This is a genomic window from uncultured Desulfovibrio sp. (assembly GCF_910584445.1).
In the GTDB taxonomy this organism is placed as follows: Bacteria; Desulfobacterota; Desulfovibrionia; order Desulfovibrionales; family Desulfovibrionaceae; genus Desulfovibrio.
Map to the genome: position 1 here is coordinate 1 of NZ_CAJUBO010000019.1, position 26,699 is coordinate 26,699.

Sequence of the window (26,699 nt, forward strand, 5' to 3'; positions counted from 1 at the left end):
GCCCAGTGACGCCGCCAGCGCAAAAAGGGCTGTTTTTGACGGATGATTGTGGCATTGCACAGGCTGCCACATCCCAAGCCAGCGGTCACATTAATAGGTCCAGACCCTAGCATCCCCGCTTCCGGCGCGCAAGCGCGGGCCGGACCGTCCCGCGCCGCTTTACAACCCCGGGCAAGCGCGCATACTCTGCAACGACGGGATGCGTGCGGGATGCGGCCGCTTTCCGGCGGCATCCGCGCCCCTGAAGGAGAACTGCCATGGATGTTTTCGAAGCCCTCTTTACGCGCCGCAGTATCCGCAAATACAGTGACGAAGACGTGAGCGACGCGGATGTGGAACTCCTGCTCAAGGCCGCCATGCTCGCCCCCAGCGCCATGAACGAACGCCCGTGGCACTTTGTGGTGGTGCGCGAGGCCGCCGTGCGCGCGGCTCTTTCCGAAGCCACGCCCTATGTCAAAATGGCCGCGCACGCCCCGGTGGTGTTCGTGGTCTGTGGCGACCTGGACGACGACAAGGCCGGTGGCCGCTGGGTCCAGGACTGTTCCGCCGCCATCGAGAACCTGCTCATCGCGGCGCGCGGCAGGAACATCGGCACGGTCTGGTGCGCGCTCCATCCCGATGCCGAACGCGTGGCAAATGTGCGCCGCATTCTGGGCATCCCCGAGCGGGTCGTGCCACTGGCGCTCGTCTGCGCCGGGCATCCCGCGCAGCCCTTTGCCGAGGCGGACAGATTCATGCCGGAGCGCATCCACCGCGAGCGCTGGTAGCCGGCAGCGCCGCGTCGTCCCAAACGGCGCAGGCCCAGGCTGAGCTGCTGGTCTCAGTCGCGCGCCAGCTTCGCGAAAACCGCGCCGCAGGCGGTAGCGGCATCCCGGGGGGACAGCTCCAGCTGGACGCCGCGCAGCCCCGCGCTGAGGAAAATGCGTTCCCGCATGAGGGCGCTCTCATCAATGAGGACGGGATAGGCCTTTTTGGCCGCCAGCGGTGAACAGCCGCCGCGCATATAGCCTGTCAGCGGCCGCACCTCCGCCAGAGGGACCAGCGCCGCGTGGCGGCTCCCGCAGGCGGCCGCCAGCGCCCGGGGGTCCAGCTCGGCGCAGGCCGGGATGCAGGCCATGATGACGCCCGCGCGGTCAGCGCGGGCCACCAGGGTCTTGAAGACCATGGCAGGGTCCACCCCCAGACGGGCCGCCACGGTCAGGGCAGAAAGGTCACTTTCGTCCACCGCGACCCGATGCAGGACATAGGGGATGCCCTGTCGGTCAAGCAGGCGGGCGGCATTGGTCTTGGCGATCTTTTCGTGCGGCATCGGCGATCCTGAAGGCTTTGGTATGCGTTTGGCTGATGACGCCTGTGCTGTGGAGGGAATGCCGGAATCCTCCGTCAAAGACAGCCCTGCGATGCCCGCGCCAGGGGCAGGCGTTACACGAGGTCCGCATCCATGGGCAGGCGTTCCCAGCAGATGCGTCCCTTTTTCCGGAACTTGCGGAGCAGGACATAGACGCTGCCCGGGCCGCCGTCATGCGGCCGGGCCGTGCAGAACGCCAGCACCACGCGCTTGAACGGCTCCTGCGTGAGCCAGAGCTGGAGTTTTTCGCGCAGGACGGCCTGCCCCTGCGGAGAATTGCGCCCGCGCCCCGGCACGATCAGCACCACGCGCAGGCTCCTGTACCAGGCGCCGCGCATGAAATCCCGCAGCGCCCCGAACGCCTGGACCGCATTCAGCCCGTGCAGGTCAAGATGGGCCTCGGGACTCAGGGCGCCGGAGCGCAGCCGCCCCATGATGAGCGGGTCCAGCCCGACCACATGGCCCTCCAGATACTCATCGGAAAAGGAGACCGCAAATTCCAGGGTCCCTTCCATGAGTTCCCGGAAGCTGAGTTCGCTCCCCGGCGGGGGCGTCGCCGTTTCCGCCACGGGCGCCACCTCGCGTCCCCTGCCCGCCAGGGGACGGGCATCGCCCATGGCCCGCAAAAAGGCCGCGCTTTCGGCATCCGGCTCAGGCTCCGGCACGGGCGGCTCCACCTCCGCCTTCGCGCCTGTTCCAGGGGTGGCGGCTTCCTCCGTCCCCGCGCCGCGTCCCGCGGCTCCCCGGCCGTGCCGCCGTTTCTTCCGGCTTGCGACGCTGTCCAGCGGGCAGGAGTCGGAAAGGGGAAAACCGCCTGTCTTCCGTGGACCCGCGGGAACGACGCGCCGCATGGCCGCCAGGAAGAGTTCGGCCTCCCCGGCGTCCGCCGCGTCGGCCGCGCGCGGGGGGACCGAAGGCCGCGCCGCGGGCACGTCTCCCTTCCCGGAGCGGCGTCCCGCGGGAAAGCGCTTCGCGTCCAGCTGCCGGAAGGGATTGTCGGAAAAGGCGTCGGGTTCGGACATCATGCCTCCATGCCGCCATGAAAAAAGCCGCGGCACTGCCACGGCTTGCAAAAGGCGGAAAGGTCGGGCCTAGGGATTTTGCGGGGCCTGGGGCGTCGGCGCGCCGCCGGCGGGCGCCGGAGCGGGCGTGGCCGTGGCACCGGACGCGGGCGCGTCCGCGGGAGCCGCTTTCTGGGCCGGGGCGTTTTCCGGGGCCGGAGCGGCACTCTGTGCCGGGGCTTTGGCCGGGACCTGCGGCTCTTCGATCTTCACATTGAGGATGGTGGACTCGCTGCTGGGGCGCGAACTCGTCACATAGGTATAGCTCAGGGACGTGATGACGAAGATGACGGCCATGAGCGTCGTGAGCTTGGCGAGGATGCCGCCCGCCCCGCTGCTGCCGAAGACCGAGGTGTTGCCGCCGCCGAAAATGACGCCCATGCCCTCCTTGCCCGACTGGAGCAGGATAAGGATGACAAGCAGGACGCAGACGATGATATGGAGTGTGAGAATGAGGCTCTGCACAAAATCCTCCCGGCCTCCGGCATGCCCGCGCTCCGCGGGGGCCATGCCGCGGGGCGTCGTTTTTCCCCGCGCGCTCCGCGCGGATCACGCGCCCAGGATCTGGAGAAAGCTCTTGGCTTCCAAAGAAGCGCCTCCTACCAGAAGACCATCCACGTTGTCAAGGTCCACAAGGGCGCCGGCATTGTCCGGCTTGACGCTGCCGCCGTAAAGGATGGGCAGTTCCCGGGCTGTGGCGCCCAGGATCTCCGCAAGGATGCCCCGGGTGACCGCGTGCGCGTCGAGCACTTCCGCGGGTCCGGCCACCCTGCCCGTGCCGATGGCCCACACAGGCTCATAGGCAATGGCGAAGTTCCCCGCAAGCTGCGCGCGCGCATCGGCGGCGAGCGGCTCAAGGGCGCTCCTGAGCTGGCGGCCGAGCACCTCGCCGAGGCGCCCCGCCTCACGCTCTTCCAGGGTCTCGCCCACGCAGAGCATGACCTTGAAGCCCTTTTCCAGGCCATAGGCCGTCTTGCGGGCCACCAGGGCGTCCGTCTCGCCAAAGACGTGCCGGCGCTCGGAATGCCCGGTGAGCAGCCATTGCGCCCCGGCGTCGCGCAGCATCGCCGGCGAGATCTCGCCGGTGAAGGCCCCCTGTTCCTCGGGGTAGAAATTCTGGCCGCCCACGGCCAGACCGTCCACGCCGGCCACCGCGTCGGCCACCACGGCAATATCGGTGAACGGGGCAAAAACCACGGCCAGCCGGCCCTTCGGCGTGCCCGTCCGCAGGGCGAGCGCCAGCTCGGCTGCGGTCTGCGCCGCTTGCGGGCGGGTCTTGAACATCTTCCAGTTGGCGGCGATGATCTTCTGCATGGGACTCTCCTTTGTGACCGGGTGCGGCACCCGCGCCTCAGCGGGGGGAGCGGGCCGGCAGCCCCGCAAGTGGACACTCGAGGACAAGGGCATCCTCGCCCGTATCGGCATAATACCGGCGGCGGCGTCCCACCTGGACGAAACCGCTGCCCGCATAGAGGGCAATGGCCGCGCCGTTGCCCTCGCGTACTTCGAGAATCGCTTTTTGCATACCCATTTTGCGCCCGGCTTGCAAGGCCAGTAGCAGCAGACGGCGCCCGCAGCCCTGGCGGCGCGCGGCCGGTTCCACCGCCAGGTTGAGTATTTCCAGTTCCCCGCAAGGAGCGTAGGATGCCCCCGCCGGCGCCCCCGCATGGTAGAGGGAGATATAGGCCACCAGCCGCGCGGCGCCGTACAGCCCGAAGGCCGCGAAGGCCGGCTGCGCGAAGGCCGCGCGGCACTGTTCCTCGTTCCAGGGCATGGAGAAGCAGCGGCGCTCCAAGGCCCACACGTCATGGGCGCATTCCGCGTCCAGGCGCCGCGCCGCAAGCCCGGCGGCCGAAGCCGGGGCGCGCGCGTCCTTTTCATCCGGTGCAGGAGGCACGATGCCCATACCTTCCCCTAACCTCCATGCCGCGCCCCCCGGGGAGATCTCCGGGACGCTCAGAGAAGTGGTGGACGAATCCGACAGGCCCTTCTGCCTCATGCCCGAGGCGCTTGTCCTGCGTCAGGGGCTGCGCCACCGCGCCGTGGCCCTGCTCCTGCGCGACCCGGCGGGGCACGCGCTCCTGCGGACGCATCCCCGGAACGGCTGGGGCTTTTCCTCCCTGGCGCTGCCCCGCGCCAGGGAGTCCGCCGAGGACTGCTGCCGCAGACTCCTCGTGACGGACTGGGACCTCGGCACGGCGACGCCGCGCCTCCTGCGCCGCGCGGATGCCTGCGCGGAGACCGGCATGGCCTTCCTGACGCTCTTCGAGGCGCGCGTTTCCGCCGCCACCGCGCGGATGCTCGCCGCCCCCGGCGCCATCATGCCCGAGGGCCTGCCGCTGCCGGACGCCATCGAACTGGCGGGACTGGCGCGTCAGGAGGAGCCTCTCCTCTCGCCGCTGCTGCGTCACGCCGTGCGTTCCGGCTGGCTGGAACGATGAACCCCGGGGCCTCCCGCCCCCCCGCGCCGGTCGCGCGCCCGGGAGGATACGCCGCAACGGACCGGCCAGACCCAGACCTCATGAGAAAATACGGTTTTTGTTTTTGACGGTAAAAAGGGAGATTTTTCCGCTCGCCGCCCTTGGCTCCGCTTCGGGCGGGGCTGTCGCCACAAGAATCCTAAAAAATAAGATTTTTTTGCGCCAGCAAGGAAATGGGCGATTTTGGGAGGGAGTGTACTCATGTACATGACCGACAAAAATCGCACAGTGACACAGCTGGCGCAAAAAAGGCTGTTTTTGACGGATAATTGTGGCAGAACACAACCAGCAATCCCCCTAACCAACGGCGCATAATAGGGCCTTACTTTAGGCTCCGCCGGCGGTCGGACCCAGCAGCTCCGTCATGGCCGGATGGAGCCTGCCGTTGGTGGCGAGCAGGGCATCGCCGAAGCGGAACGGCGCGCCGTCAAGCCCGCTGACCCTGCCGCCCGCCTCTTCCACCAGGAGCCAGCCGGCGGCAAGATCCCAGGGCTTGAGCCACTCCTCGTAAAAGACATCCAGCCTGCCGCAGGCCACAAAGGCAAGGTCCAGAGCGGCCGAACCCAGGCGCCGCATGCCCTGCGTGGCGGGCAGCACACGCCGCAGCCGTTCCAGGATCACGGGCAGCCTCCCCTCCAGTTCATAGGGAAACCCCGTACACGCCAGCGCATCCTGGAGCGCGGCCGCGCCGGACACGGTCACGCGCCGCCCGTTGAGAAAGGCGCCGCTCCCCCGCGCCGCCCAGAAACATTCGCCGTCCGAGCCGAGCATGGGCGCGTTGACCACGCCCAGCCGGACCTCTCCGGCGGCCCACAGGGCCACCGAGGTGCTCACCTGCGGAATGCGGTGGACAAAGTTGGTGGTGCCATCTACGGGGTCAATGATCCAGCACGGGCCGTCCCCCGCGCCGGGCATGGCCGCGCCGCCGCTTTCCTCGGCAAGAAAGGCGGCGCCGGGCAGAAGCGGCGCGAGACGTTCCTTGAGGAACGCCTCCACCGCAAGGTCCGTTTCCGTGACCAGATCCACGGCGCCCTTGTGCCGCACATGGCTCGGGGCGTCCCAGTGCCGCCGCACGATGGCGCCGCTCTCGCGCACCACCCGCACGCAGGACTCAAGCAGCGCGGCCGCGTCCCGGCCGTCAGGTCCTTCCATGCCGTCTCCCGTCGGTTTCACGTCGATCACGTCAGTTGATAAAGATGGAATGGCAGGCCCTGCGGTCATTCATGGCCCTGGCGGTGCCGCGCAGGACGGTGGTGAGAGGGTCGGCATCCACAAAGACGCGCAGCCGCGTCTCGCGGGCGAGATACTGGTCCAGCCCCTTGAGGAGCGCCCCGCCCCCGGCCAGGAGCATGCCGTTACGGCCCACATCGGCGGCGAGTTCCGGCGGCGTGGTTTCCAGCGCGCGCAGCACCGCGTCGCGGATGGCCTGGAGCGGCTCGGCCAGCGCCTCGCGGATATGGCCCTCGCTCACGGTGACGGTCCTGGGCCGGCCGAGCACAAGGTCCTTGCCCGAGACTTCCAGAGCCGGAGCGTCCGGCTGCGGCCACGCCGAACCGAGGAGCATCTTGACGTTCTCGGCGGTGTTCTCGCCGACCTCCAGACGGAAAACCTCGCGCAGGTAGCGCTGCACCGCGTGGGTCATGGCATCGCCGGCCACGCGCACGGACTGCGCCGCCGCCACGCCGCCCAGGGAAATGACCGCCACCTCGCTGGTGCCGCCGCCGATATCGAGCACCATGTTGCCCACAGGCTCCCGGATGGGCAGGTCCGCGCCCAGGGCCGCCGCCATGGGTTCCTCCACCAGGGCGATGTCCTCCGCGCCCGCCATCTGCGCCGCGTCGATGACGGCGCGCTTCTCCACCTGGGTGACGCCCGAGGGCACGCAGATGACCATGGAGGGCCTGAGCAGCCGCCGGCCCTCAATGGCCTTGCGGACAAAATGGGAAATCATGGCGCGGGTCACGTCGAAATCCGCAATGACGCCGTTCTTCATGGGCCGCACGACGCGGATGGCCGCGGGCGCGCGCCCCAGGTAGCCGCGCGCCTGCGTCCCCACGGCAAGGGGGGCGCCGCTGCGCGCATCCACGGCCACCACCGAAGGCTCGTTGACGACGATGCCGTGTTTCCTGGTCTGGAGCAGGGTATTGGCCGTGCCCAGGTCCATGGCGATGTCCGTGGCGAACAGCCGCAAAAGACGGCGCGGGAGCATGGTCAGCGTTCTTCGCGGGGCGCCGTGGGCGCAAGATCGGGATCGAAGACGCGCGCGCCGTCGCTTTCCACCGTGGCCTTGGGCAGGATGGCCCGCAGCCGGGTGCGGAGATAGAGATTTTCCAGAAAGAGCGCCAGATGGTCCACCGCCTGGCGCACGAAGCTTCGCAGGCCCTCGTCGATGCGCGCGGCGCGCGTGCGCGCGAGGCAGAGCACGCCGCGCGCGCTCTTGTTGACCATGACGGGCAGGCAGATGGACGTCTGGAACTCCGGCATGCCCTCCACCTTGCCGAACAGCGCGGACGCGGGCGTGGCCGCGTCGTTCTCGGCAAAGACGGGCTGCTCGTTGCGGAGGACCCAGCCCACGATGCCGCTGCCCAGGGGGCGCCAGCCGGAGGACCCTTCCGCAAGGAGCAGGGGCGAGGATTCGGCCTCCACGCAATACCGCTCCCCGGCGGGATCGATGGAGGCAAAGGCGCAGTACTCGAAGCCCGTGGCGTCACGCATGGTGAGCAGGTAGTTTTCGAGGAACAGCGGCCAGCGCCGGTAGCGGAAGCGAAGATCCTGGATGACGCCCAGCTCGGCGAAATAGCGGGGGATGTCCCCGGCCATGTCCTGCCCCCCCAGGCTCGTCTGCAGGCGCGAGATCAGCTCGGCAAACAGCTGGAGCAGCTTGTAGTCCTTGTCGGAGAAGGAATACTGGCGCTTGCTGTCCACGCAGAGCACGCCGCCCGTGGGCACCGGGCAGCCCATGAAGGCCTTGATGCCGGTCTCCGCGCCGTCGGCGTAATAGCCGAGGTTGCTCTGGTGCTGGTCGAAATTGGGCACCAGGAGCGGCTCGCGGTTGCGGATGATCCAGCCGACCAGCCCCGCGCCGGGCCGGATGACGGCCTCGGGAGAGATCGTTTCCCCCAGGCTGAAGGCCGCCGCGAGGTGGCAGGCGTCGTCATCCTCTTCCGGCAGGAAGAGCACGGCGGAATGCGCGTCAAAAACGCTGCAGATGATGCTGAGGACATGCTGTTCAAGAGATGTGGCGTTCATGGCGCGGCAGGGTTGAGGTGCGGACGGCGCGCCGCCGGAACGCCGGCCGCGCTGCGTCTTTTTGTACCAAAGCGGCCGCCGCGCCGCAACAGCTTTCCCCGGTGCCGGGTCCGCTTGCGCCGGGCGGCCGCCGGCGGCCGCTCCGCACTGGAAGTTTTTTTAAAAAAGTGTTAGAAATGCTAAAAAAACAACGGATACCGCGTCATGATTCGCTGGCAAGATGTTTTCAGCAAGGACGGCCACCCCTGGCGCGACGCCTGCGCCCTCTCCGACCCTCTGGCCGTGCGCGATCTTGCCGCGCTCAAGCGCTTCCTCGACGCCGTCCACATCCGCCACTGCCTGGTGCGCCCCTACCAGGAGGTGAAGGGCTACCCCCTGGTGGAAGGCCGGGAGCTGCTCCCCTCGTTCGACAACGACATGTTCGAATACAAGGATCTGCCCGGTTTCGCCCTGGTGGCCTTCGCGCGCCAGCTCGACTATTTCTCCGAGATCTTCCAGTTCGACAAGCTCCATCCCGTCGTCATGGGCGAAGGGGGGGCTTCCTGCCCGCTGGAAAATCAGGTCATGGAGCAGAATATCCAGACGCTCTCCACCCGCCTGCCCCGGGCCTGCCAGGATGCCTTCCGGCAGGAGTTCCGCTCCATGGACACGACCCTGCTCGACTGCTACCCCTCCCTGCTCCCCTATCTGCTCCTCATGGACAGGGCGCAGGTCTTCGCCTGGGACGCGGACAGGCTCTTCCATCTGGCCGGGGTCTTCGCCTCCTTTCCCTCGGACATCGACAGCGAACTCAAGCGGTTCGGCATCCGCATCGGCAAGTTCGTCTATGGCGACAGCCAGATGTACGAGCGCAACCGGATGTTCGTCTACCAGTTCCTCATGGAGCTGTACGGGTTCCCCATCGTTTCCGAGCGGCGCACTTCAAGCGCCCTCTTCGCCCGCAAGCTGCACAAGATGGGCGAACGGTTCCTCCTGCGGGTCATGGGCCAGAGCGACCGCACCCTCACCACCTATCTCTCCGACGGCGAGAACCGGCGCTACCCCCAGGTGGAAAAGATCGCCCTGGTCAGCGTCGACGAGGACCAGGAAGAAGCCCTCGGCATCATCGGCCGCGACGGCTTTTTCCTTGACGCGGCGCGGCGCGTGGTCATCCTGCGGGTCATCTACCGCCAGCACCGCTTCGACTCCAGCAACGTGCGCCAGGACAGGGCGCTCTCCGTGGCGGCCCAGGAAGTGCTCCACCCCCTCACGGGCGAGGCGCTGCGCGGGCTGAACATCATCAAGGACACGAGCAACATGTTCCTCAGGCTCAACGACATCGTGCGCGGCGAATACACGGGCCGCATCATCTACAAGCGCACGGAGGTCGTGGAAAATACCGATACCCATGAGAAGCGCCTCAAGTTCCTCTACAGCTGGCTGAGCAAGCACCAGCGCAGGATGATCAGCTACAGCGACGACTTTTTCGCCAATGTGGGCAAGGTGCTCGCAGGCTACCTCTACGATCCGAAGAATGTGGAAATCTTCGACAACATGCGCGAACTCCATCAGGAGGTCTGCACACGCTTCAGCTACATCCAGCAGGCGCGGCGCGTGCGCATCCTGGAAGACATCAGCCACAGGAGCTACAAGGGCGAGCGCCTCTCCTACCGCCAGATGACCCGCGAGGCGCTGGCCCTGCTGAACGAACTCCAGTTCGAGATCGTCAACTTCTTCCCGGCCCTGGTGGACGACATCATCACCTGCATGGAGACGATCCTTCATGACAGGTACCTCCAGCGCAACTATATCGAGGCGCCCGAAGGCTCCCTCACGCGCGCGGGGCAGGAGATCCGCAAGAATTACGGCAGGATCGTCTCCCTGCTTGACGGCTTCCGGGCCGTACGCAAGTCGCGCCTCGCCGGAGAGGCGCGCCAGATGAAGGAGGCCGTGGCATGAGCGGCCGCGGCGCCCCGCGCGCCTGTGCCGTCGCCGGCGGCGCCATGGCCGGCCTGCCGCGGTTCTACCTGGCGCCCGACTGCTGGCCGGACCCCGCCCCGGAAGGCGATGCGGGTCCCCATGCGGAAGTGCGCCTTGAGGGGCAGGAGGCCGCCCATTGCCGCGTGTTGCGCCTGGACCCCGGTGACGGCGCCCTCCTTCTGGACGGCCGGGGCAGGATCGGACGCTGCCGCGTTCGTGCCGTGGGCCGCAAGGACGCGCGCCTGGAACTCCTCGGCTGGAGCTTCCGGCCGCAGCCCTCCGCGCGGGCGGTCATGGCGCTTGCCCTGAGCAAGGCCGTGCGCCGGGGCTTTTTCATGGAAAAGGCCGTGGAACTCGGCGCTGCGGGGATCTGGCTCTGGCAGGGCGACCACAGTCAGGGAAAGCTCCCGGGCGACGCGGCCCAAAGCTGCCGGGGACAGATGATCGCGGGCGCCAAGCAGTGCGGCAATCCGTGGCTTCCCGAAGTGCGCGCCTGCTCGGGCATCGACGGGGTCATCGCCCTGGCCGCCGGCGCGGACCGGCGCATCCTGCCGTGGGAGATGCAGGAGGGCGTGCCCATGCTGGAGCCGTCCATGGCCGGGCGCCCGGGCCTCACCGTCTACGTCATCGGGCCTGAAGGGGGCTTTTCGGAACGGGAACTGGCCGCGCTCCGGGCGGCGGCGTTCACGCCCGTGAGCCTGGGCGGCCGCATCCTGCGCTGCGAGACCGCGGCCACGCTCTGCCTGGGGCTGCACTGGTGGGCCTCGCAGTTGCCGGGCGGCCCGGATTTCCGGGGTCCCGACGAAAACGGCGCAACCCAGGCAGGCCCGCTGCCATGAGTGTGGAACAGCCGCTTCCCGAGCGCCTGCGCCCTGAGGACATGGCGCAGTTCCTCGGCCAGAGCCACCTTGCCGGGCGCCTGCGCTCGCTCATGCAGGCGCGGCGCCTGCCCAGCCTGCTGTTTTTCGGGCCACCCGGCTGCGGCAAGTCCACCCTTGCCCTCCTGCTCGCCAGGTCAACGGGCAAAAAATACCTGCGCCTCTCCGCGCCCGAGGCCGGACTCCAGCACCTGCGCCGCTCCCTTGCCGGGGTGGAGATCCTCATTCTTGACGAACTGCACCGCTTTTCCAAGGCCCAGCAGGATTTTTTCCTGCCACTGGTGGAATCCGGCGAGCTTACCCTGCTGGCTACCACCACGGAAAATCCCTCGTTCAGCGTCACGCGCCAGCTGCTTTCCCGGCTGCATGTGCTGCGCCTGCGGCCCCTGGGCCGCAACGAACTGCGGGATCTTGCGCGGCGCGGCGCGCTCTCGCTCTCGCTCACCCTGGGCGAGGATGTCCTCGACCTTCTGGCAGGCTCGGCCAACGGCGATGCCCGCACCCTGCTCAATCTGGTGGAATATGTGGCCGCCCTGCCGGAGGAACAGCGCGACGCGGAATCCGTGCGCGCGGCCCTGCCGGAAATGCTGGTCCGCCATGACAAGGACGGCGACAGCCACTACGAATTCGCCTCGGCGCTCATCAAGTCCATCCGCGGCAGCGATGTGGACGCGGCCCTCTACTACCTCGCCTGCCTGCTCGAAGGCGGGGAGGACCCGCGCTTCATCTGCCGCCGCCTCATCCTGTCCGCATCCGAGGATGTGGGCCTTGCCGACCCGGCGGCCCTGCCCCTGGCCGTGGCCTGCCAGCAGGCCGTGGAATTCACCGGCATGCCCGAAGGCTTCATCCCCCTGGCCGAGACGACCGTGTACCTGGCGCTGGCGCGCAAGAGCAATTCCTCCTATGCCGCCTATCTCAATGCCGCGCGCGAGGTGCGCCAAAGCGGGCCGCTGCCGGTGCCGCTCCATCTGCGCAACGCCACCACGCCGCTGCAGAAGGAATGGGGCTACGGCAAGGAATACAGATATCCGCACAACTATGCCGACTCCTGGGTACGGCAGGACTACCTGCCCCCGGAACTGGCGGACCGGCGCTTCTACCAGCCGCGCGACAATGGCGCGGAACCGCGCCTGGCCCAGTGGTGGCGCCAGATCCACAATCGCAAAAAACCGGACGGTCCCGCATGACACCCTCCCCAGATCCCGCGCAGCCCGCGGGCGCTGCCGCCTTTCCCGTGGCGCCCGCGCCCTTTCCGCCCTTTGCCGAGGGCATCATCGCCGACAAGTACGGCCGGGGAAACAGCTACCGCGGCCCGCGCGTCCCGGCCGGCGCCCTGACGCGCCTTGCCCCCTCCCCCTGTTTTTATGCGCGCCTCTTCCTCGGGCCGGTGCGCTGGCTCTGCCGCCGGGCGGCCCGGGGGCGCTGCGACGACGCGGCCTGGGTCCATGCCAGCGACTGGTGCGCCGACCTCGTGGAGCGCATGGGCTGCCCCGTGGATGTGGACGGCATGGACGCCATCAGCGCCACGGAGGAACCCTGCATCTTCGTTGCCAACCACATGAGCACCCTGGAGACCTTCATGCTGCCCGGCATCATCCGCCCGCGGCGGCCGGTGACCTTCGTGGTCAAGGAAAGCCTCGTGCGGATGCCCTTTTTCGGGGCGGTCATGCGTTCCCGCGATCCCATCGTCGTGGGCAGGACCAACCCTCGCGAGGATCTCGCGGCGGTCCTCGAGGGCGGCGCGGAACGCCTGGGCAGGGGCATCTCGCTCATCATTTTTCCGCAGAGCACCCGCTCCCTCGTGTTCGACGAACACCGGTTCAACAGCATCGCGGTCAAGCTCGCGCGCAAGTCCGGGGCGCCCCTGGTGCCCCTGGCCCTCAAGACCGACGCCTGGGGCCAGGGCAGAAAGATCAAGGAGCTTGGGCCGGTCAGGCCCGGCATGCCCGTGCGCTACAGGTTCGGCGCGCCTCTGCGCGTGAACGGCAATGGCAGGGAGGAGCACGCCGCCATCTGCGCCTTCATCGCGGGGACGCTCGGGGAATGGCAGGCAAAGGACGGCATGAACGCATGACCGCGCGCCGCTGTTCCGCCCTGGCGGCGCTTGCCTGCCTGCTGATATGCGCCCTGGCCTGCCCGCCCCGCGCCGCCCGCGCGGCGTCCACGCCTTCGTCTTCCGCGGGAGCGGACGGCCGCTTCACCGTGCTGGCGACCACCTTTCCGGTCTGGCTCTTCACGCGCAATGTCTGCCGCGACGTGCCCGGCGTGCGCGTGGAGCTTTTCGTGCCCGCGCAGACGGGCTGCCCGCACGAATTCGCGCCAAGCCCGGCGGATCTCCGCAAGCTGGCCGGGGCGGATGCCCTCGTCGTCAACGGACTCGGGCTGGAGGCGTTCCTCGCCCGGCCCGTGCGCGCCCTCGACCGCGAGCACATGGTCATCGACGCCAGCCGCGGCGCCACGCCCCTGCCCGCGCCGGTGGGAGCCGCCGGCGACGACGGGCACGGCGCGCCGGGCGTCAACCCCCACATTTTTGCCGCTCCCGCCCAGGCCGCCCGCATGGCGCGCGCCATCGGCGAGGGTCTGGCGCGGCGCGACCCGGCGCACGCTCCGGCCTACCGCGCCAACGCCTCGGCCTATGCGGAACGTCTGGAAACGCTGGCGGCCGACCTTGCCGCCATCGGCAAAAACGCCCCGCGCACGGGCATCGTCCTCCAGCATGACGACCTCGCCTACCTGGCCCATGACGCCGGCCTGAAAACGCTGGCCGTGCTGCGGACAGGCGATGAGGCAGGCACGCTTTCCGCCGCGCGCCTCAACTCCCTGGCGCGCCGTCTCGCAACGGAGCGCCCGGTCCTCATCGCCGGGGAGCCTCCCGCTCCCGGCCACGGCGTGGAACTGCTCGCGCGTGAGAGCGGCATCCCCTGGGCGCTCCTCGATCCCGTGGCCTCGGGTCCGGAAAACGCGCCTCTGGACTATTACGAACGCGCCATGCGCGCCAATGCCCAGACCCTGCGCCGGTATTTCGATGTTCCCTGAACGCGGGCGACACAGCGCTTCTCCCGGTGCGCCTTGCGTCCGCTTCGAGCATGTGCGCGTGGAGGCGGCGGGGCGCGCCATCCTGGAGGATGTGAACGCCATGGCCCCGGCGGGGGGCGCCACGGTGCTCATGGGTCCCAACGGCGCGGGCAAGACCACCCTTCTCCATTGTCTTCTGGGCGAAACGGCCCATGGCGGACGCATCGTCCTTGAGGGGGGCGGCCGCCGGATCGCCCATGTGCCGCAGCAACTGGTGGTGGAGCGCGGGCTGCCCCTGAGCGTGCGGGAATTTCTTGCCCTGGGCGCGCAGCGCCGGCCGCTCTGGCTCGGCGTTTCCGCCGCCGCCCGCCGGACCGGACGCCGCCTGCTGGAGGCGGTGGACGCCGCGGAACTGGAGCAGCGGCGCCTGGGGGAACTTTCCGGCGGCGAACTGCGCCGGGTGCTCCTGGCCGAAGCCCTCGGCCATGATCCCGACCTGCTCGTTCTCGACGAGGCCGAGGCGGGCGTCGACGTCCACGGCGAACGCCTGTTCTGGGAGGTGCTCGACGCCGCGCGCCGCGAGCGCGGCTTCACCCTCATCATGGTCAGCCACAACCTGCCGCTGGCCGCCCATTACGCCACCCACGTCATCTGCCTGGACAGGCGCGTGCTGGCCGAGGGCGCGCCGCGCGAAACGCTCACCGCGCCGCTCCTGCTCACGCTCTTCGGGGTGCCCATCCACCTCTATCCCGACCAGTGCGGCCTGGCGGGTCCGTCCTGCCCGCAGTGCGGGGCGCTCTCCACACCGGACCATATCGCCGCCGGGGCGCCGGGCGCCCCGGGATGCTGCCCCCTGCGCGACCGGAGGCATCCATGACCTCCCTGCTCGCTGCCGCGTGCGACGTCCTGGGCCTGCTCCCCCTGGACTGCCTCGAGCCGCGCTTCATGCGCCAGGCGCTCCTGGCCCTGCTCCTGCTCACGCCCATGACCTCCATGCTCGGCGTCCAGGTGACGCTCTACCGCATGGCTTTTTTTTCGGATGCGGTGGGCCATTCGGCCTTTGCGGGCGTGGCGCTGGGGCTGCTCCTCGGCGCGCCGCCGGATGCGGCCATGCTCGTTTTTGGCGTTCTCGTGGGCCTTGCCGTCATGGCTGTCCAGCGCACGAGCGGACTCTCGGCGGACACGGCCATCGGCATCATCTTTTCGGCCGTCGTGGCCTTCGGCCTTGCCGTGGTCAGCCGCGCCAGCGGACTCGGCCGGCAGATGGGGCAATTCCTTTACGGCGACATCCTCACCGTGGGCGACGGCGAAATCGCGGCCCTCGCCTGCCTGCTGCTGCTTTTGCTGCTCTTCGAAATCGCGGGCTGGAACCGCCTGCTCGCCATGGCCCTCAGCCCGGTGACGGCGCGTGTCCAGGGCATCCATACGGCGTTCTGGCACTACCTCTTCGCCGGGCTGCTCGCTCTGGTGGTCATGTTTTCCGTGCGGGCCGTGGGCGTGCTGCTCATGACGGCCCTGCTTGTGGTGCCGGCCGCCACGGCGCGCAATCTCGCCCGCAGCGCGGGCGGCATGTTCTGGTGGTCGCTCGCCGTGGGCGTCAGTTCCGGCGCGGCCGGGCTGCTGCTCTCCGCCCAGGACTGGCTGGCAACGGCCAGCGGCGCGACGGTCGTCCTCGTGGCGTGCGCGTGGTTTGCCGTGAGCTGTTGCGTGCGGGCGCGGCGGGGCGCCCGGCGAGGGTAGGGGCAGAGTTCCTTAAAAATCCGCTATGATTTTTGTTTACCGTGAAAAAGGGAAATTTTTCCGCTCGCCGCCCGGAGCGGAACGAAGGGCGGGGGCTGTCGCCGCAAGAATCCTAAAAAATAAGAATTTTTTGCGCCGGCAAGGAAGTGGGCGATTTTGGGAGGGAGTGTACTTAAGTACATGACCGACCAAAATCGTCCAGTAACGCAGCCGGCGCGAAAAAGGCTGTTTTTGACGGATAATTGTGGCAATACACAAACCCGCCACATCCCAAACCAGAGCGCATTATCAACAGGGTCGACTAGGTTTACCGAAACGAGAAGCCCCGGCGTCCGGCCGCTCAGGCGACTCCGCCCCGCTGTTCCAGCAGCATGCGGCCATACCGGGCCGCGCCCCAGAGTCCGCTCTCCGCGTCTTCCAGCAGACGCACAGGGACGGTCCGGAGCCACTCGGCAAAGGCCGGGGCGGCGTGGAGTTCGGCAAAAAACTCCTCGCAGTCCACGCAGCGCGGATTGCGCGCGGCGATGCCCCCGGCGATCCAGAGGCCGCCGGAGCAAAGGGTGGCAAGCATGACGTCGCGGCAGGCGCGCCCGTAGAACCGGGCGTACCAGCGCAGGGTGGGCGTGGGGCCGCCGAGCGCGCGGCGCCCCACCTCGCCGGGAGCAAGCCGCTCCCCGGCAAGAAATTCGTGCAAAAGCGCCAGTCCCCGGCCGGAAAGCACATCGTCCCCCCGCGCATAGGGAAGCCGCAGCGCCTGGCGCAGGAACGCATGGAAGGCATTCTCCTCCTCCCCCACAAAGGGGAAGGCCGCGTGGCCGCCTTCGGAGGGCGCCACCAGCCAGCCCCCGGCGCCCGGGGCGGCCATGTCCAGCGGAAAAAGCGCCGCCACGCCGAGACCGGTCCCGGCGCCAAGCACAGCGCGCGGCGCGCGCACGGGAACAGCCGGTCGCGCCGGAGAAGTCCCGGGGGGGCAGAGCGGGCGGGCCTGTTCCCCCATGTCCGTCAGGCAGGCGCAGGCCTGGGCCACAAAATCATTGATGACGCGGACAGGCGGCCCGGCGGCCAGCGGCCGGACGTCAAGCTCCAGACAGCCATTGGTCAGGCGCCCGCAAACGCCGCCGCTCACCGGTCCGGCCACGGCAAGCACCGTGGCGTCCGCCTGGGAAGGAGGGAGCGCCAGTTCCCGTTCCAGCGCGGCCAGCAGGTGCTCCGTCGTTCGCAGCAGGGCGCTCTCGAGCCAGACCGAGCCTTCCCGGGCGAGCCGCCCTTCCCGCGAGAGGGAAAAGCGCGCCAGCCGGCAGTTGGTGCCGCCGATGTCGGCGGCAAGGATATGGCGCGGGCGCTCACTCATGGGGCGGAGCGGCTGGCTCCTTCCGTTGCGGCGCGGGCTGCATCCGGCGGACCAGGCCCGTGGTGCTGCACCCGTCCACCAGGTCCACCAGATGGACCTCGCCGCCGCGGCCAAGCACAAAATCCGCGCCCACCACATTCTCCACGCGGTAGTCGCTGCCCTTCACCAGCACATCCGGGCAGACCGCATGGACGAGGCGCTCCGGCGTGTCCTCGCCGAAAAGCACCACGGCGTCCACATCCTGGAGCGCGGCCAGAAGGAGGGCGCGGCTCATCTCGTTCTGGATGGGGCGGGTCGGACCCTTGAGCCGGCGCACCGACGCGTCCGCATTAAGCCCGACCACCAGCCTGTCCCCCAGGGCCGCCGCCTGGCGCAGCAGGGAAACATGCCCCGGGTGGAGCAGGTCGAAGCAGCCGTTGGTGAAAACGATGCGCTCGCCGCCGCGCCGCCATTCCTCCAGCTTGTCCCGCAGGGCCGGCAGGGAGTAGAGCTTGGGATTGTCCATGCCCTGGCGCAGGGCCTCGTTCAGTTCAGCCATGGAGACCGGCGCCGTGCCCGCCTTGCCCACGGCCACCCCGGCGGCGGCATTGGCTACCACCGCGCTTTCGGACCATGCAAGGCCGCCGGCGACGCAGGCCGCCAGCGCGGCAATGACCGTATCCCCGGCGCCGGAGACATCCGCCACTTCGCGCACGGCCGCGCGGATGCGCTGCGGCTCCTCGCCCGGAACGTAGAGGATCATGCCCCTGGGACCGCGCGTCAGGAGCAGCCGCGCAAAGCCGAATTTCCGGCACAGCCCCTCGGCAAGGGCGCGCCGGCTCCCGGCATCGGGCCGCGCCCCCGAAGGCAGCCCGCACGCCTGGCGGAACTCCGCCATATTGGGCGTCACGCAGGCGGCGCCCCTGTACCGCGACCAGTCCTCCCCCTTGGGGTCCACAAGGACGGGGATGCCGGCCTCCCGCGCCATGGCGATCACCTCGGCGCACAGGTCGGTCCCGTCTTCGCCGCGCCGGAAAACGCCCTTGTCGTAATCCGAAATGATGACCGCGCCGCAGCCGGGCAGAAGACGCGCGATATTCTCCCGCAGGGGGGGAAGCTCCTCCCCCGAGAGCGGCGCCACATGCTCCTCGTCCAGACGCAGCAGCTGCTGGCCCTGGCCCAGCACGCGCGTCTTGCTGGTGGTGGCGCGGTCGCGCGAGAGCGTCAGGCCGTCACGAATGCCCTCGCCGCTGACCGCCTCGCGCAGGGCGCGGCCTTCGGCATCGTCGCCCACCAGGCCCGCAAGCCGCGCGTCAACGCCCAGCCGCGAGAGATTGCGGGCCACATTGCCCGCGCCGCCGGGCACGCTCCAGCGCCGGGCAAGGCGCACCACGGGCACGGGAGCTTCCGGCGAGATCCGCGCCACCTCCCCGGCAAGATAGCGGTCAAGCATGACATCGCCGATCACCAGAATGGCCGTTCCGGAAAAATCCATCGTCCACCAGCTTTGGTTTCAGGCGCCAGCGTTGGTTTCAGGGCTGCCCTTCCCGGCATCCCGGCCACCGGCCTCCGCCCGGGGCGTTGCAGACGCCGGGCCAGGGTCCGCCGGCGCCCCCGCGTCCCCTGTTCTTCCCCGCGCGGCCGAACGCGCGGCCGCGATGAAGAGTTCCTTGAGCTTCTCCTCGTTGGCCTGTTCGTCCAGCAGCGCGTGGATCCGCTGCCGCGCCGCCGCGCCCAGGCGCCGGCGCTCCTGCGGGTCCCCGGCAAGGCGTTCCAAGGCCCCGGCCAGGGCCGCCACGTCGTTCTGGGGCACCACAAGGCCGCTCACGCCGTTTTCCACCGCCTCCACAAGGCCGGGCAGGTCGCTCACCACGACCGCGAGGCCAAAGGCCATGGCCTCGGCCAGGGCCGAGGGGAGTCCGTCCATGTCGCCCTTGCGCGTCCTGCGGCCGGGCGCCACGAAGATATCCGCGCTCCTGAACGTTTCCGCCATGTTCTCATGGGCGACCTGCCCGGCAAAACGCACCAGCCGCCGCAGGCCGAGCCGCCAGGCGAGCCAGCGCAGGCGCGGGCGCTCCGGTCCCTGCCCCACCACGGTCAGGCGAAACTCCACGCCGGCCTGCCGCAGCCGGGCGCAGGCGCGCAGGAGCAGGTCATAGCCCTTGCGCGGCGCGATGGTGCCCACGGCCAGCAGCTCCAGCGGCTTCACGGGTTCGCCGGGTTTTCCGGCCGGGACGGGGATGGCGTCCGCCTCTTCCTCGGGCGGGGTGAGGGTCAGCGGATCGCGGAGCAGCACGATTTTGTCCGGCGCCAGATCCGGCAGCCGTTCGCGCAGGGCGCGGACCACGGCTTCCGTGTCGCAGCGCACAAAGACCGCCTCCCTGGCCTTGACCGCCCAGTCCGCGCCGTTCAGCGCAAGGTCCTGGGCGCGGACGGAAAAGGCGAAGGGCAGGCGCAGCAGCCGGGCCGCCACCAGGGCGGCCGTGGCCTGGGTGCCCGCGCCCGAGGCATAGAGAAATTCGATGCGCTCCTGAAGTCCCCAGCGGGCAAGCAGCGTGCCGCAGGCAAAGGCCCATATCCGGGCCAGCAGCCCCCTGCCCCAGCGCGAATGCGGCATGAGGCGCCACAAGGACCAGAGCGACTGGGAGGCCCGCGCGCGGCGCGCCAGCGCCCCAAGGGCAGACAGGGCATGCCAGCAGCCGATGCGGCGCACGGCCAGCGGCAGGGCATAGCCGGAAGGATTGCCGAGCACGCCGCTGCCCCGGATGGCATAGATGCGCGAAAGCAGGCCCGCCGCATGCAGGCGGTGCGCGATCATCATCAGGCACTGGCCCGATGGCTCGGGAAAGCGTTCGGCCACCAGCGCGCCGCGGACCACAGGCTCGGGCAGGGCAAGCAGGCTGCGCGCGGCCACGCCCGAAAGCGCGGCGAGTTCGCGCTTGCGGCAGTGGAGGATGCCGTCCTCCAGGGTATAGATGCTGTCGCAGAATTCGGCCATCTTGGGGTCATGCGTGACCATGACCATGGAAACGCCGCCGGAATGGCACAGGGCGCGGAAGTTGTCCATGATCAGCCGGCTGGTGCGGGCATCAAGCGCGCCCGTCGGCTCGTCGGCAAGGAGGATGCGCGGGTTGTTGACCATGGCCCGCGCGATAGCCACGCGCTGCTGTTCGCCGCCGGAAAGCCGGTTGCTGCGGTAATGCACCCGGGCGGAAAGGCGCACCAGCTCCAGCGCCCTGATGACGCGTTCCCAGCGTTCCTGGGGCGGCACGTTTTCATAGATGAGCGGAAACTCCACGTTCTCGAAGACCGTGGAATGCTCAAACAGATTGCTCGACTGCATGACAAAGCCCATGTTCCCGCGGCGGAAGGCGGCCGTCTGCTCGCGGTTGAGCCTGAGCACGTCAGTGCCGAGAATCTCCAGCGTGCCCGCGTCCGGCGCGTGCAGCATGCCAAGGATATGGAGCATGGTGGATTTGCCGCAGCCGGAAGGACCCATGATAGCCACCAGCTCCCCGGCCTCCACCTCGATGCTCACGCCGCGGAGCACGGGCGCGAAGCCCGCGTAACACTTGTACAGATCCTTGGCGACGATGACTGGTGCCATGCTTCACCTTTTCATTCAAAGCGCAGGGCCGAGACCACATCCATGCGGCTGGCCTGGATGGCGGGGTAAAGACCGCCGGCGACGCCGATCAGGGCGGAGAACGCGATACTCCCCACGCTGCTCGCCAGAAGCAGGGAATAGGAGACCCCCGTGCCCAGGGACCAGGAGCCAAGCTCCACCAGCAGCACGCCCATGACGATGCCCAGCACGCCGCCCGCCAGCGATTTGCACAGGGCCTCGGCAAGGAACTGGGCCAGGATGTCGGCGTCCGAACCGCCCATGGCCTTTTTCAGGCCCACTTCGCGGGTGCGCGCGCGCACTGCGGCGAAGGTGCCGTACCAGATGCCGAAGCCGCCCAGCATGAGCGAAGCGACGATGCCGAGCCAGAGCAGCACCTCCACCCACATGAAGGTGGTCTGGATGCGCGCCAGTTGCTCGTCCTGCGTGCGGATCACCAGGTAGGGCGCCGCCTGGTGCTCGCGCACCACCTCGGGGATGCGCCGGACGATGGGCGCCACGTCCTCCCAGCCGATGGCCCGCACAAAGAGCCTGTCAACCCTGCCGCTGCTCCAGTTGCGGTCGATCATGGTGGTATAGGGCAAAAAGCCGCCGCGGCCCCAGCCGCCGAGCATGACGCCGCTGACCACGCCCACCACCTCGAAAACGTCCTGGCCGAGGATGAGCAGCTTGCCCACGGCGTCGTCGGGCTTGTCGTACAGCATCTGCGCGGCTTCGCGGCCGAGCATGGCTACGCGGCGCCTGCGCTCAATGTCCGAGGCGTCGAAGAGCCGCCCCGCCAGGAGCGTCAGGGAATAGACCTCGGCGAAATACTGGTCGATGCCGATAAAATCCATGTTGATGGTGCGTTCGCCGCTGGTCCGCAGCCCGAACACCTTGCCGCCATGCAGATTGAGGCTCACCATGCCCACGCCCGGCAGCGCCCGCAGGGCCTTGATCGTCTCGGGATAAAACTCGCGCTGGGGCTGGCCCGGATATGCCCCGTCGTCCATGAAGACCTGGATGACGTTGACGCCGCCCATGAGCACCATGTCCTGCCCGACCTTGTAGCGGATCTCGCGCCCCAGCACGGCCAGCACGATAAAGGCCGTGATGCCCAGAGCGATGGAGAGGATGACCCCGAAACCGCGCTGGCGCACAACCTGCCTGAGGCTGACGCGAAACAGGTCTGACATGGCGATCATACGAAAACTCCCGATCCTCCGTTCGGCCGGCGGCTGCAGGGCAGGCGCGCATCCTCTCCGGGCGGCCGCAGGCGCCGCCACCGGAGCATTCAATGTACGGTCTTGAAAGACCGCTGTCAAAGCCGCCGGCAGGCGAAGGCGTCAGCCCCGGCGCCGCATGCCGAGGAGCACCCCGCCCCTGCCCACGCGATAGACCATGTGCCGCCAGGCGATGGTTTTCGCGGGAATGGTCGCCGCATAGACCCAGGCGAACAGCCCGGACGCGCAGAAAAACGCGCCCAGCCAGCGCCCCAGGGGAACGCCCGTCGGCAGCAGGCGCCGCCAGCCCGACAGCGTGGCCGCCAGAAGCACGAGCCAGCACAGGGCGAGAAACGGCGCCATGCCCCCGCCCAGCCCCAGGAGGCCGCCCCCAAGGGCGACGCAGGCCCACACCGGCGGCGCCGCCATGAGCACGGCCAGCACGCCGAGCAGGAGCCACTGCCCCGGCATGCAGAATTTGAGGAAAAGCACCTGCCGCTCCATCCACGCGCGCCACACCCCGAAGGCATGCCCCGCGGCCGTGGTGCGGAGCAGGGCCGCCGCGCACAGCCGCACATGGACGCCCCGGGCCTGGAGCATGGCGCCGAGCGAGCAGTCGTCCACCACGTTGGAGGCCCAGAGCCGGGCCACGCCGTAGCGCTCGAAGGCGGCGCGGGTCATGCCCATGGCGCCGCCCCAGGGCTGGGTGAAGGCGGCCACGCCCTGCAAAAGCCGCATGAGCAGGACGCTCAGAGCATAGGCCAGGGTCACGGGTCCATGGTCGCGCGGCTCCACTTCATGATAGCCGGTGCTGAACTCGGCCTCATGACGCGCCAGCGGACCCGCGAGGCAACGCGCGAACTCCGGCCCGGCCATATGGGTGCTGTCGCAAAAAAGGTAGATGTCCGCCGCGTCGCCCACGGCGGCCACGCCCGCCAGGCTGTTCCGGTTTTTCTGGCCGCAGTCGCGCGCTTCGCCGGCGATCACATGCCGCAGTGCGGGAAAGTCCTCCCGCAGACGCCGGATGACGCCCACCGCCGGGTCATCCTCGCCCGAGGTGACGATGACGGGCAAAAAATCGGGATAATCCTGCTGCAACAGGCTGCGGAGGGCCGCCTCCATGCGCGGGTCGTTGCCGGCGGCGGGGATGATCATGGCCGCGCGGGGCCAGCCGCCATGCGGCGCATAGCGGGCCTCCTCCCGCTCCCGCCGCGCCGCGCGCGCCAGCCGCGCGCCGCAGCGCATCAGGACGAACAGCAGGGCGCACTGGACAAGCCCCAGGACAAAGAAAACAACGGTCATGCATCCTCCCGGACAGGGCCGGCGCCGCGTTGCTGCGCCGGCGGGCCAAGTGGTCAGCGGGGCAGGGGCGCGCAGTCCTCCGCCAGAAGCGGCACATCGGGGGTGCGCTCGCCCTCGAGGCTGAGGCGCAGGCCGTTTTTCAGCCTGACGCGGCCCTCCATGCTGCGCGGGCCGGTGAGGCGCCCCGTGAAGGAATGCCCGGACGAATGCGAGAGGTCAAAGGCATTGGCCCGGATGCTCCCGGAAAGGTGATAGGTGTCCTCCTGCCCGTTGGCATGCCTGAGCAGCAGGACGCCCCGGGCCTTGCCGTCCGCGCTGAAGCACATGCCCGCGCGAAAGGTGGCCGTGAGCACCCTGCCCGTCCAGAGTTCCGTCACTTCACCGGGACCGCTGGTGATGGTCCGCGGGGCGGACGGCTCCCCGGCAAAAACGGGCGCGGCCAGAGCGGCGAACAGCGCGCTGAGCGCCGCCCTGCGGAGGATGCGCGCGGGACTCATGCGGGATCTTCCTCCCGCTGGCCGCGCCGCCGCGCATGCAGCCGCGCAAACAGCTCCTCATGGGCCGTCACCATGGCGGCAAACGAAAAGTCCCGTTCCACGCGGGCGCGCCCGGCCTGCCCGAAGGCGTCGCCCATGGCCGGGTCCGCCAGCAGGCGCAGCAGGGAGGCCGCCAGGGCCTCGGCAAATCCGGCGGGCGAAAGCAGCCCGGAAACGCCGTTTTCCACCAGGTTGGGGATGCCGCCCACCGCCGTGGCGCAGACCGGAAGCCCGCAGCTCATGGCTTCGAGGATGACATTGGGCTGCCCCTCGCGCACCGAGGCCAGGGCAAAGACCCGCGCCGCCGCATAGTGCTCGCGCACATCGGGTTCGCCGGGGACGAATTCCACGCGGTCCTCCAGCCCGAAGGTGGCGACCAGCATGCGCAGCTGCGCCTCCTGCGGACCGTCGCCCACGATACGCAGGCGCGCCTCGGGCACATGGCGCGCCACGATGGCGAAGGCGCGCAGCAGGGTCAGGTGCCCCTTGTCCTGCGCGAGCCGCGCCACGCAGAGGATGAGCGGCGCCCGTTCGGAAGGGGGGAGTTCCGCCGGCCGGAAGCGCTCCGTATCCACCCCGTTGGGGATATAGCTGATGCGCCTGGAGGGTTCGCCGAGACGGCGCAGGCCTTCCGCCAGGGCTTCGGAATTGCAGACATGATGATCCGCCAGCCGCCAGAGCAGCCATTCATGCTGGCGCTTGAGCGCGCCGCCGCCCCGGCAGGTGCCCACGATGGCCGGCACCCCGAGCAGACGCCCCCAGATGCGCCCCCAGATATTGGGCAATGCCGTGCAGGGCACGAGGATATCCGGCGCATGACGCCGCAGGGCCGGTCCCAGCGAGAGAAAAAAAAGCCCCGGCACGGCGCGGCCGGTGCCGAGGTACGAGAGCGGGACGTCCGCCCCGACGGCGACCGCGTCCAGATCGGTAGGCCCGGTGAGCACGAGCATGGACGGCGCGAAACGGTCGCGGTCAAGGCGCCGCGCCAGTTCCAGGGTCTGGCGCTGCGTCCCGCCGAAGCAAAGGTCTTCCATGAGGAACAGGATCGAACAGGGTCGTGACATGCGTTCTCCGGCTGCCGGTCGTCCGCGGCAGTGCCTGCCCATAGTACGCTATCCGGCCCCGCTTGCAAAGCGGGAGGGCATTGCCTTGACGGACGCGGCGGGCTAGTCTCCGGGCATGGAACTCTCCGGCCTGTCCGTTTCCCGCGCGTCCGGCGCCCGTCCCCCCCTGCGTGTGGTCATCAGCCTCGATGTGGAAGAAGAGGGGCTGTTCTCCGGCAGGTATGCGGCCACGGGCTGCGGCGTACGCAATGTGGAGCTGCTCCCCCGGCTCGCGCCGCTCTGCCGCGACCTGGGCTTTCCGCTCACGCTTTTCTGCGCCTACACGGTCTTTGCCTCGGCACCCGGCCGCGCCGTGCTGGCGCGGATGCGCGATGACTACGGCGCGGAGATCGGCGCCCATCTCCACCACTGGAGCACCCCCCCCCTGGAGGCCGCGCAGGCGCCCGGCGAACCCACGCGCACCCATCTGCTACCGCGCGACCTGCTGCGCCGCCGCCTGCGTACCCTGCTCGACGCCGGGCGGGACTTCCAGTCCGCGCCGCTGACGAGCTTCCGCATGGGGCGCTGGGATCTCAAGGCGGAAGTTCGCCCCCTGCTGGCGGAGGAAGGCATCCTGGTGGACAGCTCCGTCTGCCCCCTGCGCGCCTTCGGAAACGGGCCTGACCATTTTCTCGCGCCGCCCGATCCGTACTGGGTGGACGGCGCGCCGGGCAGGTCCCTGCTCGAAGCGCCCATTACCCAGATCCCCCTTGTGCCCGGCATGGAACGGATGTGGTACAGACTCACGCGCTCCTCCGCGCCGTTGCTCGACCGTTTCCACTTTTTCGGCGCGCTGAGCGCCAATCCCTTCTGGCACGGGGCGCGGGCCATGCGCCTCGCCACCCGCCTCCATGTGCGCCGGGGCGGCAGGGTGCTCAGCCTGTTCTGGCATTCCTCGGAAATGCTCCCCGGCGGCTCCCCCCATGTGCCGGACGAGGCGGCCGCCGATGCGGCCCTGAACAAGATCCTCACCTTCTGCGTCTGGCTGCGCGAGCACTTCGCGGTGGAAGGCGTCACGGCCACACGACTGCGCGCGCTCGCGCCCGGGCTGGGCTTTGCCCGGCGGGACACGGCGCCAGCCGCCGGGGGGGGCGACTGGTGAACCGCTGCATCCTCGTCCTGCTGGACGGCCTTGGCGCCGCCACGGCGCGCAGGCACATGGGCTTCCTCGCCGCGCTCACGCACGGGGGCATGACGCGCCATACGGAACTCACGGCCGAACTGCCCCCGCTCTCGCGGCCCATCTATGCCACGCTCGTCACCGGGCTTCCGCCCCTTGAGACCGGCATCCTCCGCAACGAGGACGCCCGCACCTGCCCGGGTCCGACCCTCTTTTCCCGCGCCCGCGCCGCCGGGCTGACCACCGCCGCGGCGGCCTATCACTGGATGAGCGAACTCTGCAACCGCGCGCCCTTTGTGCCGGAACGCGACCGGCTCTGCGACGATGCGCGCCTTCCCATCAGCCACGGACTCTTCTACAGCCAGGACGCCTATCCCGACGACGAGCTTTTCCGCGATGCCGAAGCCCTGCGCCTGCGGCACGCGCCGCACCTGCTCCTTGTCCACAGCATGGGAATCGACCACGCGGGGCACCGCGCGGGCGCGGACTCGCGCGCCTACCGCGACGCGGCGCGCGCCACCGACGCCCTGCTGGCGGCCTATCTGCCGCGCTGGCTGGAGGCCGGGTACCCCGTGCTCATCACCAGCGATCACGGCATGGACGCGGACGGCAGCCACACTGATCCCACTCCGGCCGCGCGGCGCGTGCCCCTCTGGCTGGCCGGCGCGCCCGGCGATACGAAGCTGCCCACGCGCCAGACCGGCATAGCGCCCCTGGCCGCCCGGCTGCTCGGCCTGACATGGCCGTGATC

26 protein-coding genes are annotated in these 26,699 nt (G+C 69.3%); 11 read left to right on the top strand and 15 right to left on the bottom strand.

Annotated features, from left to right (window positions below):
- Positions 1 to 257: 257 nt before the first annotated feature.
- Positions 258 to 767: a nitroreductase family protein gene (locus QZ294_RS08980; RefSeq protein WP_297049168.1), complete on the top strand. Its 510-nt coding sequence runs from the start codon at positions 258 to 260 to the stop codon at positions 765 to 767.
- A 53-nt stretch (positions 768 to 820) separates the two neighbouring features.
- On the opposite strand, the gene ybaK is transcribed toward QZ294_RS08980, so the two are convergent.
- The 5 genes from ybaK to rimI all read right to left on the bottom strand — a co-directional run bounded on the left by ybaK (position 821) and on the right by rimI (position 4,315).
- On the bottom strand, positions 821 to 1,309 hold the full coding sequence (gene ybaK / locus QZ294_RS08985; protein ID WP_297049171.1) for a Cys-tRNA(Pro) deacylase: 489 nt from the start codon (positions 1,307 to 1,309) through the stop codon (positions 821 to 823).
- A 113-nt stretch (positions 1,310 to 1,422) separates the two neighbouring features.
- Positions 1,423 to 2,370 carry a Smr/MutS family protein gene (locus QZ294_RS08990; protein WP_297049174.1) on the bottom strand — a complete coding sequence of 316 codons (948 nt, stop codon included), beginning with the start codon at positions 2,368 to 2,370 and terminating at the stop codon, positions 1,423 to 1,425.
- Between the two features lie 69 nt (positions 2,371 to 2,439).
- Complete coding sequence (gene secG, locus QZ294_RS08995) at positions 2,440 to 2,874, bottom strand: preprotein translocase subunit SecG (protein WP_297049176.1); 435 nt, start codon at positions 2,872 to 2,874, stop codon at positions 2,440 to 2,442.
- Positions 2,875 to 2,958: 84 nt separating this feature from the next.
- Positions 2,959 to 3,723, bottom strand: a complete 765-nt coding sequence (gene tpiA / locus QZ294_RS09000; protein WP_297049178.1) for a triose-phosphate isomerase — start codon at positions 3,721 to 3,723, stop codon at positions 2,959 to 2,961.
- 37 nt (positions 3,724 to 3,760) lie between these two features.
- Complete coding sequence (gene rimI / locus QZ294_RS09005; protein WP_297049180.1) at positions 3,761 to 4,315, bottom strand: ribosomal protein S18-alanine N-acetyltransferase; 555 nt, start codon at positions 4,313 to 4,315, stop codon at positions 3,761 to 3,763.
- Between rimI and QZ294_RS09010 the strand changes: the two genes are divergently transcribed.
- The gene (locus QZ294_RS09010) at positions 4,308 to 4,850 is read left to right on the top strand and encodes an NUDIX hydrolase (RefSeq protein WP_297049182.1); all 543 of its coding nucleotides are present in this window, start codon (positions 4,308 to 4,310) and stop codon (positions 4,848 to 4,850) included. The genes rimI and QZ294_RS09010 overlap by 8 nt on opposite strands.
- A 366-nt stretch (positions 4,851 to 5,216) precedes the next feature.
- Here the strand turns inward: QZ294_RS09010 and QZ294_RS09015 are convergent, their stop codons facing one another.
- From QZ294_RS09015 to QZ294_RS09025, 3 genes are read right to left on the bottom strand one after another with little or no spacing between them, the layout of a single operon-like run.
- Positions 5,217 to 6,041 (bottom strand): inositol monophosphatase family protein, encoded by an 825-nt coding sequence (locus QZ294_RS09015; RefSeq protein ID WP_297049184.1) that lies wholly within the window; start codon positions 6,039 to 6,041, stop codon positions 5,217 to 5,219.
- Between the two features lie 31 nt (positions 6,042 to 6,072).
- Positions 6,073 to 7,098: a rod shape-determining protein gene (locus tag QZ294_RS09020; RefSeq protein WP_297049186.1), complete on the bottom strand. Its 1,026-nt coding sequence runs from the start codon at positions 7,096 to 7,098 to the stop codon at positions 6,073 to 6,075.
- A 2-nt stretch (positions 7,099 to 7,100) separates the two neighbouring features.
- Positions 7,101 to 8,138 carry a GAF domain-containing protein gene (locus tag QZ294_RS09025; RefSeq protein ID WP_297049188.1) on the bottom strand — a complete coding sequence of 346 codons (1,038 nt, stop codon included), beginning with the start codon at positions 8,136 to 8,138 and terminating at the stop codon, positions 7,101 to 7,103.
- A gap of 204 nt (positions 8,139 to 8,342) precedes the next feature.
- On the opposite strand from QZ294_RS09025, the gene QZ294_RS09030 reads away from it, so the two are divergent.
- From QZ294_RS09030 to QZ294_RS09060, 7 genes are read left to right on the top strand one after another with little or no spacing between them, the layout of a single operon-like run.
- Positions 8,343 to 10,076, top strand: coding sequence for a hypothetical protein (locus QZ294_RS09030; RefSeq protein WP_297049190.1), 1,734 nt, complete (start codon positions 8,343 to 8,345; stop codon positions 10,074 to 10,076).
- The gene (locus QZ294_RS09035; RefSeq protein ID WP_297049193.1) at positions 10,073 to 10,936 is read left to right on the top strand and encodes a 16S rRNA (uracil(1498)-N(3))-methyltransferase; all 864 of its coding nucleotides are present in this window, start codon (positions 10,073 to 10,075) and stop codon (positions 10,934 to 10,936) included. The genes QZ294_RS09030 and QZ294_RS09035 overlap by 4 nt, the downstream gene beginning before the upstream one ends.
- On the top strand, positions 10,933 to 12,162 hold the full coding sequence (locus tag QZ294_RS09040; RefSeq protein WP_297049194.1) for a replication-associated recombination protein A: 1,230 nt from the start codon (positions 10,933 to 10,935) through the stop codon (positions 12,160 to 12,162). Before QZ294_RS09035 ends, QZ294_RS09040 begins: the two co-directional genes overlap by 4 nt.
- Positions 12,159 to 13,049, top strand: coding sequence for a lysophospholipid acyltransferase family protein (locus QZ294_RS09045; RefSeq protein WP_297049195.1), 891 nt, complete (start codon positions 12,159 to 12,161; stop codon positions 13,047 to 13,049). Before QZ294_RS09040 ends, QZ294_RS09045 begins: the two co-directional genes overlap by 4 nt.
- Positions 13,019 to 14,011 (top strand): metal ABC transporter substrate-binding protein, encoded by a 993-nt coding sequence (locus QZ294_RS09050; protein ID WP_297049196.1) that lies wholly within the window; start codon positions 13,019 to 13,021, stop codon positions 14,009 to 14,011. Before QZ294_RS09045 ends, QZ294_RS09050 begins: the two co-directional genes overlap by 31 nt.
- Positions 14,001 to 14,867 (top strand): metal ABC transporter ATP-binding protein, encoded by an 867-nt coding sequence (locus tag QZ294_RS09055; protein WP_297049198.1) that lies wholly within the window; start codon positions 14,001 to 14,003, stop codon positions 14,865 to 14,867. Before QZ294_RS09050 ends, QZ294_RS09055 begins: the two co-directional genes overlap by 11 nt.
- Positions 14,864 to 15,730, top strand: a complete 867-nt coding sequence (locus QZ294_RS09060; RefSeq protein ID WP_297049200.1) for a metal ABC transporter permease — start codon at positions 14,864 to 14,866, stop codon at positions 15,728 to 15,730. The genes QZ294_RS09055 and QZ294_RS09060 overlap by 4 nt, the downstream gene beginning before the upstream one ends.
- A 340-nt stretch (positions 15,731 to 16,070) precedes the next feature.
- On the opposite strand, the gene QZ294_RS09065 is transcribed toward QZ294_RS09060, so the two are convergent.
- From QZ294_RS09065 to QZ294_RS09095, 7 genes are all read right to left on the bottom strand, one after another.
- Positions 16,071 to 17,081 (bottom strand): glucokinase, encoded by a 1,011-nt coding sequence (locus tag QZ294_RS09065; RefSeq protein WP_297049202.1) that lies wholly within the window; start codon positions 17,079 to 17,081, stop codon positions 16,071 to 16,073.
- Complete coding sequence (rfaE2, locus tag QZ294_RS09070; RefSeq protein WP_297049204.1) at positions 17,074 to 18,555, bottom strand: D-glycero-beta-D-manno-heptose 1-phosphate adenylyltransferase; 1,482 nt, start codon at positions 18,553 to 18,555, stop codon at positions 17,074 to 17,076. Before rfaE2 ends, QZ294_RS09065 begins: the two co-directional genes overlap by 8 nt.
- 18 nt (positions 18,556 to 18,573) lie before the next feature.
- On the bottom strand, positions 18,574 to 20,667 hold the full coding sequence (locus QZ294_RS09075) for a glycosyltransferase (protein WP_297049206.1): 2,094 nt from the start codon (positions 20,665 to 20,667) through the stop codon (positions 18,574 to 18,576).
- 11 nt (positions 20,668 to 20,678) lie between these two features.
- On the bottom strand, positions 20,679 to 21,869 hold the full coding sequence (locus QZ294_RS09080; RefSeq protein ID WP_297049208.1) for an ABC transporter permease: 1,191 nt from the start codon (positions 21,867 to 21,869) through the stop codon (positions 20,679 to 20,681).
- A gap of 141 nt (positions 21,870 to 22,010) precedes the next feature.
- The gene (locus tag QZ294_RS09085; protein ID WP_297049210.1) at positions 22,011 to 23,189 is read right to left on the bottom strand and encodes a glycosyltransferase family 2 protein; all 1,179 of its coding nucleotides are present in this window, start codon (positions 23,187 to 23,189) and stop codon (positions 22,011 to 22,013) included.
- A 53-nt stretch (positions 23,190 to 23,242) separates the two neighbouring features.
- Positions 23,243 to 23,686, bottom strand: coding sequence for a hypothetical protein (locus tag QZ294_RS09090; protein WP_297049212.1), 444 nt, complete (start codon positions 23,684 to 23,686; stop codon positions 23,243 to 23,245).
- The gene (locus QZ294_RS09095) at positions 23,683 to 24,789 is read right to left on the bottom strand and encodes a glycosyltransferase (protein WP_297049214.1); all 1,107 of its coding nucleotides are present in this window, start codon (positions 24,787 to 24,789) and stop codon (positions 23,683 to 23,685) included. Before QZ294_RS09095 ends, QZ294_RS09090 begins: the two co-directional genes overlap by 4 nt.
- 115 nt (positions 24,790 to 24,904) lie before the next feature.
- On the opposite strand from QZ294_RS09095, the gene QZ294_RS09100 reads away from it, so the two are divergent.
- Together QZ294_RS09100 and QZ294_RS09105 are read left to right on the top strand one after the other, a co-directional pair.
- Positions 24,905 to 25,930 (top strand): hypothetical protein, encoded by a 1,026-nt coding sequence (locus QZ294_RS09100; RefSeq protein ID WP_297049217.1) that lies wholly within the window; start codon positions 24,905 to 24,907, stop codon positions 25,928 to 25,930.
- Entirely contained in the window at positions 25,927 to 26,697 is a 771-nt protein-coding gene (locus tag QZ294_RS09105) for an alkaline phosphatase family protein (RefSeq protein WP_297049219.1), read from the top strand. Before QZ294_RS09100 ends, QZ294_RS09105 begins: the two co-directional genes overlap by 4 nt.
- Positions 26,698 to 26,699: the final 2 nt, after the last annotated feature.